The sequence below is a fragment of the Micromonospora sp. CV4 genome (genome assembly GCF_003667455.1).
Classification (GTDB): domain Bacteria; phylum Actinomycetota; class Actinomycetes; order Mycobacteriales; family Micromonosporaceae; genus Micromonospora.
Window position 1 is genome coordinate 1 of the sequence record NZ_RCVI01000286.1, and the last position, 10,730, is coordinate 10,730.

Below are 10,730 nucleotides of genomic sequence, written 5' to 3' on the forward strand. Positions count from 1 at the left end.
GCCCTGGAGCGCGCGCCCCGCCCCGCCAACGGGGCCGACCGGGCACGGCCGGGTCCGGGCGACAAGGAGCCGACCGGGCGGGAGGTCGCCGCGCCCCGGCAACGGGCCGTGAGCCGGCAGGACCGGCCGACCCGGCCGGCCCGGGTCCGTGCTCCGAAGATCAAATTTGGGGACCGGGACCCGTCGGTCGAACTGGCCATCACCGAGATCGCCGGCCATTTGACCTTCACTCCGAACACGGTCACGGCCTGGTACTGGCTGCCCGAGGTGCGCTGGGCCTTCCGGCCCGACGCCGAACGCGAGGCGCTGCTCTCGGCGATCTCCGAGCAGTACGCCGGCCTGGCCGGTTTCCGGCTGCACCTGCGGCGCACCACCCGGCCGTTCCCCGCCGACGAGTGGGCCCGCACCATCGACGCACACACCCTGGCGCCGCTGCCCGACGTGCCCGGCACCACCGGCTGGGCCGACCACCTGGTCGCCGCCCAGCGGCACCTGATGGCCGTCAACCACGCCGAGGGGCAGACCTACCTGGGTGTCACCTTCGCCCGCCGGTCGCTCGGGGACTCGCTCACCGAACGGTTGCTGCGCACCTTCGCGCGGGGCACCGCCGAGGGCGAACGACGCAAACTGGGCCGCACCGTGGAGCAGTTCGACGAGGTGCTCGGCGCGTTCGGCATGCGCGGCCGGCGGGTCACCGCCCAGGAGCTGGAGTGGTTGCTCTACCGCTCGGTCGCCCTGTGCATGGCGCCTCCGGGCACACTCTCCCCGGTGACCAACGGTCGCTGGGAGCGCGGTGACCTGCTCGCCCTGACCGAGCAGGTCGAGCGTTACCGCACCCCGTACGGCTCGACGGTGAAGCTGGTCAACCGGATGACCGGCGAGGAACGGCACGTCGCCGTGCTCGCCGTCGGCCGGATGGAGCCCCTGGAGATCCCGGAACGGCACGAGCCGTGGCTGCACTTCCACGAGCGGCTGCCCTGGCCGATGGAGATCTCCACCCGGGTCGACATCCTCGGCTCCGGCGACTCGTTCCGCAATCTCGAACACCGGCTGCGGATGATCCGCTCACAGCAACTCGACTACGCCGAGCACGGCATCGACGCGCCGCCCGAGTTGGAGCGGCTGGCCAAGCGGGCACTGGTGATCGGCGACGAGATGACCACCGGGCTGCCGGTCGACTCGGCCCGCGCGCACGGCTGGCACCGGATCGCCGTCGGCGGCCGGACCCGGGAGGAATGCCTGGAACGGGCCCGCCGGCTCATCCAGCTCTACTCCCGGGAGCTGCGCATCTCGCTCCAACACCCCAAGAACCAGGACTGGCTGGCCCGCGAGTTCATCCCCGGCGAGCCGATCGCCAACACCGGCTACGTCCGTCGGATGCCGGTGCCGTTGCTCGCCGCCGCGCTCCCCCAGGCCGCCTCCAACGTGGGCGACCGGCGGGGCGACCTGATCGGCCGCACCGCGGGCACCTGCCGCCGCCCGGTCTTCCTCGACCTGCACTTCCCCATGGAGGTACGGGAACGCTCCGGGCTCGCGGTCTTCGTGGCGGAGCCGGGCGGTGGCAAGTCGACCCTGCTCGGCGCGCTGGGCTACCTGGCCGCACGGCGGGGGGTCCAGGTGACCCTGCTCGACCCGTCCGGGCCGCTGGCCCGGCTCTGCGCCATGCCGGAGCTGCGTCCGTACTCCCGGGTGCTGAACCTGACCGGCTCGGAGCACGGCACCCTGGCGCCCTACTCGCTCATCCCGACGCCGCTGCGCAGTGAGTTCGGCGCCGGCGCCTCCGGTGACCGGGAGTTCGAGATCGCGGTTTCCAACGCCCGGGCCGAGCGCCGGATGCTGGTCCAGGACATCTGCATGATGCTCGTACCGCCGCAGGTGGCTCGGGAGGCGTCCACGGCCACCCTGTTCCGGCACGCGGTCCGCCAGGTCCCCGCCGAGGAGACGTCCACCCTGGACGACGTGGTGAGCTGCCTCGGGCGACTCGACGACGACGCCGGCAAGGAACTGGCCAACCTCCTGCTGGACACCGCCGAGATGCCCCTGGCCATGCTCTTCTTCGGCCGACCGCCGGAAGGGCTGCTTGGTGCGGACGCGGCGCTCACCGTCATCACCATGGCCGGGCTGCGGCTGCCCGACCTCAAAATCGAGCGCGAGTACTGGTCCGCCGAGGAGGCGCTCGCCCTGCCGATGCTGCACACCGCGCACCGGCTCGCCGTGCGCCGCTGCTACGGCGGGTCGATGTCGTCCCGGAAGCTGGTCGGCCTGGACGAGGCGCACTTCATGGAGGGCTGGCGATCCGGGCGGTCGTTCCTCGTCCGGCTCGCCCGGGACTCCCGCAAGTGGAACCTTGCCGCCCTCGTCGCCTCCCAGAACCCACGCGACATCCTCGGCCTCGACGTGCAGAACCTCGTCTCCACCGTCTTCGTCGGCCGCATCGCCGAGGACGCCGAGATCGCCTCCGAAGCGCTGCGGCTGCTGCGGGTGCCGGTCAACGACGGGTACGAGGCCACCCTGGCCTCGCTCTCCGCCGCCGACACCAGTTCGGCCAACCGTCTCGGCTTCCGCGAGTTCGTCATGCGCGACGTCGACGGGCGGGTACAGAAGGTTCGCGTCGACGTCTCGTACGTCGAAGGGCTGCTGGACCACCTCGACACGACGCCCGCCGCGATCGCCGCGGCCGCCGGAGTGCTGCCGAGCATCCCCCTGCCGGATCTGGAGGCGTGACATGGCGAGGGCCCGGGCACGGATCGCGGCGTTCCTGCTCGCCCTCGGCGTACTGGCCGGGGCCTCCCTCACCTGGCCGCTGATCGGCGCGGAGGCAGCAGCCGCCGCCCCACCCGCCGCCCAGGCCCGCGCCGACCTCTGCACGACCCCGGAGTGGCAGGCCGACTTCCGGGCCTGCGTGGCGAAGCTCAAGGAGGTCAGCGAGGACGAGGTCACCTGCCGCAACGCACCAACCCCCGGCACTCCCGACTCCGGGCTCGCCGGCTGGTTCGCCGGCCGGCCGGACTCCGCCAAGCAGCTCGGGCCGAAGGGGCTCTACAGCGACTACGGCTACGCCGGCTACAGCTATCCGACGTACGACATCCCCGGCGGATGCGCGTCATCAGTCCTGCATCCGGACTACAAGTTCACCACCACCGTGGCCAACGGCGAATTCATGATCGCCACCGCGATCGTCGGCGCCTCGAACGCGCTGCGCGAGCGGGCCTGGGACCCTCGCTCGATGTGGGGCTGGGCCGACCCGCTGGTCGAGCAGGCAACCAAGGCCGTCTACCAGAAGGTGTTCAGCGTCTTCGGCATCATCACGCTCTGCGTCGTGGGGTTGTACCTGCTCTGGCGATCCCGCCAGTCGGACATGAGCAACGCGATGACCACTGCGGGCTGGGCACTGCTGGTGATGGTCGCGGTAACCGCGCTCGCCGCTTGGCCGGTGAAATCGGCGAACATCGCGGACGGCACGTTGGTCACCACATTGGGCGTGGTGCACGACGCCGTGGGTCCCGCGGCCCGGGACACCCCGCCGGACCAGTGCGACGATCCGAATCCCGCGGCTTGCAAGGACAATCGCCCGCCCGCGGTGCGTGCCAGTGACACCGCCACCGAGGCGATGCTCTACCGCAACTGGCTACGGGGGGTGCTCGGCTCGGCCGACAGTGAAACCGCTCGCAAGTACGGCCCCGCGCTCTACGACGCGAAGTCGCTCTCCTGGGAGGAGGCCGAGAAGCTGCGCGCCAACCCGGCCACCCGGGAGGCGACGATCAAGGCCAAGCAGCAGCAGTGGGCGCGGGTGGCTCAACAGATCCAGACCGAGGACCCGGAGGCGTACGAGTACCTCCAGGGTGTGCGGGACATGGACCGGGTCGGCGCCGGATTCATCGCGGTGCTGGCGTCGGTGCTGTTCGCCATGTTCGATCTGACCGCGTCGCTGCTGGTCCTGCTGGGCTTCCTGATCTTCCGGTGGGCGGTGATCGCGGCACCCATCCTCGGCACCGTCGGTCTGCTCCGACCGGCGAGCGCCGGGTTGCGCCGGCTCGCGAACGCCGTCGTCGCCGCGGTCTTCAACATCGCCATCTTCGGCACCGGGGCGGCGATCTACCTGTTCGCGGTCGACCTGATCATGAGCACACCCACCCTGCCCGGTTGGCTCCAGGTGGTGCTGGTCTGGCTCTGCGGAGTGGTCGGCTGGCTGCTGCTGCGGCCGTACCGGCGGATCACCCAGCTCGGCGGCAAGGACAGCAGCGAGGCGGTCAGTTCGGCCGGTTCCTGGCACCGCCGCTTCTTCCGGGACATGCGGACGGCAGCGCGGCTGGACGTGGCGGAACCCGGCGGCACGGCGGAACCGGTGGGCGGCCGCCGCCGCGCACCGGTGGCGGAGCAGACCACGCTGCGCCCGGAGGCGCGGCGCGAAGACCCGGTCCTGGCACCGACCGCTCCGGTTGAGGGTCGGCGTTCCGGCGCCGGGCGTCCGGACGGTCAGGAACGCGCGAATGACGCGCCGAAGGAGGAGACCGGCGGCCAGAGCCGGCCGGTCCCGCCCAAACCCCGTCGCCGACAGCCAGCGAGCTGGACCGAGCCGGACCTGCCGGCCGAGAACCCGTCGTTCGTGGTCTACCGACCCGGCTCCGCCGAGCGTGCGCCGGACCGCACCGGACCGCGGGTGCGCACCGAGGCACGGTGACGGCGATGCGACGGGCTCTGGAGTTCCTGTTCACACGGGTCTTGCGGTCCCGAATGGGAGTGGCGCTGGTGATCGCGGTGGTCGTCTTCGGCGTGCTCGGGGCGGCCCGGCTGGTCTCCGGTCCGGGCGATCCGGCGGACGGGTTGAGCAGCCGTCCGGATCGGCCGATCACCACCGTGGATCCGACGGCCGGCGACGATGGCGTTAACGCCACCGAAGCTCCGCCGTCGCCGGTGACCCGACCGGGCGACCGCACGCCCGAACAGACCGCGGACCGGTTCACCGTGGCCTGGCTCGGTCGCCCTGGGATGACCGCCGAACAGTGGCAGGCCGGTCTGCGACCGTTGTCCACAGCGGCGCTGACCGAGAAGCTGGCCGGTGTCGACCCCGGCGGGGTCCCGGCCGAGGAGGTCGCCGGCCCCCCGTCGGTGCGGGCACGTACCGAGACGTTCGTCGAGGTGCTGCTGCCCCTCGACACCGGCCGGCTCCGGCTGGAGTTGGTCGCAGCGGATGACGGCTGGCTGGTCGACGTGGTGGATTGGGAGCGGCAGTGAACGCCGGCAGCAGAGCATTCCGCCGGCCGCTACGGGTCGGTGTGATCGCCACGATCCTCACCGGGGTGCTGCTCCTGCTCTGCTGCGCCGGGGGGACCGCTGCGTTCTTCCTCAGCGGACTCGGCGGGGAAGCGGAGGACGGGGACACCCTCGCTGGCTGGGGCTGCGGCCCGGTCCGCCCGGTGGACATCGCCGGCGAGCTGCCACGGTTCACCGAGTACGGCGACGCGCAGGTCCGGAACGCCGCCATCATCATCAAGGTCGGTCAGGACCTGGGGGTGCCGTCGCGGGGCTGGGTGATCGCCCTGGCCACCGCGATGCAGGAGTCCGCTCTGCGTAACCTGGCGAACAGCAGCGTGCCCGCGTCACTGGCCCTGCCGCACGAGGGCGTCGGCGCCGACCATGACTCGTTGGGCCTGTTCCAGCAGCGACCCGGGTGGGGCACCGTCACGGAGCGGATGACTCCCGCGTACACGGCCCGCAAGTTCTACGAGAAGCTGGTCAAGGTGCGGAGCTGGCAGCGCCGGCCGCTGACGGTGGTGGCGCAACAGGTCCAGATCAGCGCCTATCCGGACGCCTACGCCAAGCACGAGGAACCGGCCAGTCGGATCGTCGACGCGCTGGCCGGTGGCGCGGCGCGCACGATCGAGATCAACGGCAAGGCGGTGTGCAACGCGGCCGAACGCGGTCAGATCGCCGCCTCCGGCTGGACCGCTCCGATTCCGGGCGACGTCGGCTCCGGCTTCCGGACCAGCAGCCGCCCGAGCCACAACGGGGTCGACATCGGGGCGGCCAAGGGCACCGATATCCGTGCCGCCGCCGCCGGCCGGGTGCTGGTCGCCCGCTGCGACCCGGACGACCGCGGACGCAAGGACTGCGACGTGGACGGGCACCCCGGCAAGGGTGGCTGCGGCTGGTTCGTCGATCTGTTGCACGCAGGCGGTTACATCACCCGGTACTGCCACATGGTGGTCCGTCCACGGGTGTCACCGGACCAGATCGTGCCGGCCGGCGAGGTGATCGGCCAGGTCGGCAGCAGCGGCAACTCGTCCGGCCCGCACCTCCACTTCGAGGTGCACCTGCGCAACGACCGCTCCAGCCGTGGCGCGATCGACCCGGTGCCGTTCATGCGCGAGCGGGGCGCCCCGCTGCGCAGCGTGGAGTGAGGTCACCACGGGCATGACCGGACCACTGCCAGACCCGTTCGCTGACCAGCCCGACTGGGCGCCCCGGCCACCCCGGCCACTGGCGATCGTGCCGGCCACCGAACGGGTGGAGCTGCGCGGGCGACGGGTGCTGGTCGGGCTGCCGGGGCTGGGCTGGCGGGGCGACCTGCGCGCGGACGACCGGGTGGTCCAGGGCGCCCGAACCTATGTGCCCGTGATCCCCGAGCACGAGTGGTACCGAGCCGAGGCCGACCAGGTCGAGGTCTTCGCGCCGCTGGTGCCGGTCGATCGGGTCTGGGTGGAGACGGTCGGCAACCGGCCGGGGACGGATGACACCCGGGGCAGCGGCATCCGGCTGGTCTCGCTGGACGGCCCGGCCCACCGGTCCCCCACGCCGGTCTTCGAGGCGGATGCCGTCACCGGGCGCCGTGTGGTGCATATCGAAGGCGGCCAGGAGCACCGTGACCTGCGGGCGGTGACCGAGACCTACTCGGGCGCCGAGGGGGACATCTGCGTCCGGGTCACGCCTGAGGAGGAGTGGTACCGCTGGGCCTGGCGCGGCCAGTCACCCACCACTCTGGAGGTGCCGGTCCATCTGCTGTGGATCGAGTGATGATCAGCCCGCTCGTGTGCCGCCGCAGACCCGCCAACCGCCATCGTCCTCGACGACCTTGAACATCCAGTCCTCTCGTCGACTGCTCCTAGGGACACCATCGGCAGACCCAGCGATGGTCAGCGTCGTGCCGACGGATTCACCGTCACCAGACGGAGTCCTGGTTAGCGGACCCCAGGTGACTCGCACGGTGACGTTGAAGTTGGACTCACGCTGCTCCACCTCGAGACGGAGGTCACGCACTGCCTGGAGGTCCGCACCGCTCTTGCAGGTGAAGAGGTCTGTCCTCGCATCGTTGCGATCCACGAGGAACGTGCGCAGGTAGTTGTCCACCACCACGTCGGGGGCACTGCGGTCCGGGCTGGAGGCGCGGTCGTACAGCACATACGCGGTGACCGCCGCGCCCAGGAAGAGCAGGGCGAGCACCCCGGCGACCACGGTGAGCACAGTGCGTACCCGGCGGCGTGGCGGCTGCGGCGCCGGCGTGGCGGAGGCCGGCGGCAGCTGCTCGGACGGCGTCCGCTGGGCCGGTACGCGGGAGACCTGGGAACCGGCGGGGGGCTGCACTGATTCCACCCCCTGAAGTTAACGGCTGGACGCCCCGGAGCCAATGCCTCAAGTCCAGCGGATCGTGACGGACCCCTCCCCACCGGTGACATCCCCGACAACACCGGCGCACCGCCGTGGCACCTCCCGGAGGAGCGGCCCCGGCTGGGATACCGTCTCTGCTCAGGGAGGGGTTGCCAACCTCGGACAGGGGGTGGACGCGGTGGCCGGTCCGAAGGCACGCACGAACCGCGCCGCAGCCCTGCACCGTCGGGCGGCGGCCGTCGCCACCGCCGCGGCCGGCATCCTCGACGAGATCCGACCGGCTCCCGCCGATCAGCGCCGCCAGTACGAGGTGGCCGACCGGCTGCGGGCGGTCGCCGCGCGGCTGGCTCCGGGATGGTCGGGGGCGGCCCTGGACTCGCTGACCGTGGATTCGCCGGCTGGCGACGGTCCGCCGGCCTTCGTGCGGGTCGGCACCGCGGCGCCCCTGGACGATGCCCGCTTTCCTGCGCTGGTGCCGCTGGTCGGCGCCGGGCACCTGAGTGTGGACGCCGACGCCCGGGAACCGCGGGTGGCCGGGTTGCTTCGGGCTGTGCTGCTGCGGTCGCTGGGGGCGGCACCGGCGGGTGCCCTGCTGGTGCGCGCGGTGGACGCCACGGCGGGTGTGCTCGCCCCGTTCGGGGCGCTGGCGGACGCCGGCCTGTTGCCGCCACCGGCGGTGGACGTGGCGGGTCTGCGCGCGGTGCTGACCGAGGCGGAGCAGTGGGTCACGCCGGGGGCGAGCGGTCGACGCCGGCACGACCGGACGTTGTTGCTGGTGGTCGCCGCGCTGCCGGAGCTGACCGGCCCTACCGACCTGGCCCGGATCAAGGCGTTGGCCGAGCAGGGGCCGGCGGCCGGGCTGCACCTGGTGGTGGCCGGCTGGCCGCCCGCCGGCCCGTACGCGGCCCGGGGGCCACTGCCGCGCGCCACGCCGCTGGTGCTGCGCAACGCGTACGCGCTGCTCGGGGACCCACCGGGGGCGTCCTTTGCGAGCCCGGGCGCCGATCCGCCGGGCGGATTGAACTCGCCGGTGTTCGTCGAGTCGGATCCGCCGGCCGATCTGGTCGACGCGGTCTGTCGGCGGCTCGCCGCGCAGGTGGAGGCGGGCTCCCGGCTGGCCCTGGCGGATCTGCTGCCGGCGACGGGTGAGCGACTGTGGGAGTCGGATCCGGCCGACGGGTTGACCACCACGGTCGGTGACGCCGGGGGGCGTCCGGTGCCGCTGGGCTTCACCGAGCTGACCCCGCACTGGCTGGTCAGCGGCCGTTCCGGTGCGGGTCGTGCGGCGTTCCTGACCACGGCGCTGCTCGGGCTCGCCGCCCGGTACGGCCCGGACGACCTGGCGCTCTACCTGGTGGATCTGGGCGACGGTGAGTCCTTCGTGGAGTTCCTCCAGACCGAGCGGGACCGGTCCTGGATTCCGCAGGTGCGGGCGGCCGCGATGGCCGCTGATCGGGAGTACGTCCGGGACCTGCTCGATCAGTTGACGGTCGAGGTGCAGCGTCGGACCGAGGCGGGCGGGCGCGCCGGTGGGCAACGCTTCGCGGAGCTGCGCCAGCACCGGCCGCTGCCCCGGATCGTGTGTGTGCTGGACAATCTACCGCTGATCTTCGCGGAGCGGGACCGGCTGGCCTCGGAGGTGGCCGCCCAGCTGGACGGGCTGGCCCGCGCCGGCCGGGCGTACGGCGTGCACCTGGTGCTGGCCGGCGCGGGTGAGCTGGGGCTCAGTGGCCGGGCGGACGCCGGGCACCGGGATCCGGTGCTCGGCCAGTTCCCGGTGCGGGTGGCGCTGCCGGGCGGCGGCCCGGTGCTGGAACCGACCAACGACTCGGCCGCCGGCCTGCCGGTGGGCAGCGCGGTGGTGAACACCGCTGGCGGGCTCGGCGGCCCGCGGGGCGCGATCCGCGGTCACGAACGGTTGATCCGCCACCCCGATCCGCAGGACCACCCGGAGGTGGTGGATCGGCTGCGGCACGAGTTGTGGACGGCACGGCCGGCCGGGTCGGTGCCGCCGGTGGTGTTCGCCGGGTACGCCCGTCCGTCGTTGGGCAACGACCCGCGACACCGGGCGGCGTTGGCCGGCCAGGCGCACGGCCCGGCGGCTCTGCTCGGCCGGGCGGTGGACGTGGCTCGCTCGACGGTCGCCGTACCGCTGGGGCCGGCGGCGGGACGCAACCTCGCGGTGCTGGGATCGGGTCCGGCGGCGGGCGGGCTGCTGGCGACGGCGGCGCGGAGCACGGCGGACCACCACTCGCCGGGCACCGCCCGGTTCCTGGTGGCGGCGCCCGACCCGGGTTCCCGGCCGCTTGCCGAGGCGTTGACGGCCGAGCTGGCCGTCCGCCATCCGGCCACCATGGTGGACCTGCCGACGCTGCTCGCGGACGCGGACGATGAGTTGCCGACCTACCTCGTCGTTTTCGGCCTGGACCGGCCGGGGCCCCGCGAGCTGCCGGTGGACCGGCTGCGCGCGCTGCTGCGGGACGGGCCGCCGTCGGGTCGGCATCTGCTGGGCTGGTGGCGCGCGGTGCCACCGTTCGCCGCGTTGCTGGAGCCGGACGGCGAGGTGGACAAGCTCGCGGCCGTGGCCGTGCTGGACGTGCCGGCGGCGCAGCTCGCCGCGGTCTTCGGCCGGCCGGTGGAGTGGCGGGCCCGTCCAGACCGGGCGGTGCTCTGGGACGGGCCGGACGAGCGGGGCACGGTGCTGGTGCCGTTCGCCGATGAGGCCAGGTGATCCGGTGGTGCGCGCGGGGGGTGTCGGGGTGGGTCCGAACGCGACGGTGACCGGGCCGGGACGGCAGCGGGCCGGCGACCCGGACGGGGACGTCGCGCCAGCGGGCGCGGAGCCCACCACGGCCTGGTCGGAGTATCTCGCCGCGGCCCGCCAGTTGGACGGGGTACGCCGCAGCGCGGCAGCCGCCGCCGGTGAGCAGGCCCGTTCGGCCGAGGCCGCCCGGGAGGAGCTGACGGTGGTCCGCACCGGGCTGGCGAGCCAGCAGGAGCGGCTGCGTGAGCTGGGCGTACCGGCGATTTCGCTGGTGCCGTCTCCGCCGGAGCTGACCGAGGCGGCCCGGTCGATGGCCGGCGGCCCGGCGGCCGTGCTGGCGGCGCTGCGGGCCGCGCGGGGG

Annotated in this window: 7 protein-coding genes and 1 pseudogene; 7 read left to right on the forward strand and 1 reads right to left on the reverse strand. The window is 73.2% G+C overall.

Features of this window, described 5'->3' with window-relative positions:
• The 5 genes from EAD98_RS18830 to EAD98_RS18850 form a co-directional block, all read left to right on the forward strand.
• A partial coding sequence (locus tag EAD98_RS18830; protein ID WP_233583883.1) for an ATP-binding protein occupies window positions 1-2,724 on the forward strand: 2,724 nt, incomplete at its 5' end.
• A gap of 1 nt (window position 2,725) precedes the next feature.
• Window positions 2,726-4,681 (forward strand): MFS transporter, encoded by a 1,956-nt coding sequence (locus tag EAD98_RS18835; protein WP_121655369.1) that lies wholly within the window; start codon window positions 2,726-2,728, stop codon window positions 4,679-4,681.
• Window positions 4,678-5,235, forward strand: a complete 558-nt coding sequence (locus EAD98_RS18840) for a hypothetical protein (RefSeq protein ID WP_121655370.1) — start codon at window positions 4,678-4,680, stop codon at window positions 5,233-5,235. Before EAD98_RS18835 ends, EAD98_RS18840 begins: the two co-directional genes overlap by 4 nt.
• The gene (locus EAD98_RS18845; protein WP_121655371.1) at window positions 5,232-6,401 is read left to right on the forward strand and encodes a M23 family metallopeptidase; all 1,170 of its coding nucleotides are present in this window, start codon (window positions 5,232-5,234) and stop codon (window positions 6,399-6,401) included. The genes EAD98_RS18840 and EAD98_RS18845 overlap by 4 nt, the downstream gene beginning before the upstream one ends.
• A gap of 13 nt (window positions 6,402-6,414) precedes the next feature.
• Window positions 6,415-7,014: a hypothetical protein gene (locus tag EAD98_RS18850; RefSeq protein ID WP_121655372.1), complete on the forward strand. Its 600-nt coding sequence runs from the start codon at window positions 6,415-6,417 to the stop codon at window positions 7,012-7,014.
• Window positions 7,015-7,017: 3 nt separating this feature from the next.
• Here the strand turns inward: EAD98_RS18850 and EAD98_RS18855 are convergent, their stop codons facing one another.
• Window positions 7,018-7,581 (reverse strand): hypothetical protein, encoded by a 564-nt coding sequence (locus tag EAD98_RS18855; RefSeq protein WP_121655373.1) that lies wholly within the window; start codon window positions 7,579-7,581, stop codon window positions 7,018-7,020.
• Window positions 7,582-7,774: 193 nt separating this feature from the next.
• On the opposite strand from EAD98_RS18855, the gene EAD98_RS18860 reads away from it, so the two are divergent.
• Together EAD98_RS18860 and EAD98_RS18865 are read left to right on the forward strand one after the other, a co-directional pair.
• Complete coding sequence (locus tag EAD98_RS18860) at window positions 7,775-10,336, forward strand: FtsK/SpoIIIE domain-containing protein (RefSeq protein ID WP_121655374.1); 2,562 nt, start codon at window positions 7,775-7,777, stop codon at window positions 10,334-10,336.
• A 28-nt stretch (window positions 10,337-10,364) separates the two neighbouring features.
• A pseudogene (locus tag EAD98_RS18865) lies at window positions 10,365-10,730 on the forward strand (hypothetical protein); the annotation flags it as partial.

Excerpts from the sequence above, each read along its gene's own strand:
- EAD98_RS18835 (WP_121655369.1), top strand. The coding sequence starts at position 2,726 with ATGGCGAGGGCCCGGGCACGGATCGCGGCGTTCCTGCTCGCCCTCGGC.
- EAD98_RS18850 (WP_121655372.1), top strand. The coding sequence starts at position 6,415 with ATGACCGGACCACTGCCAGACCCGTTCGCTGACCAGCCCGACTGGGCG.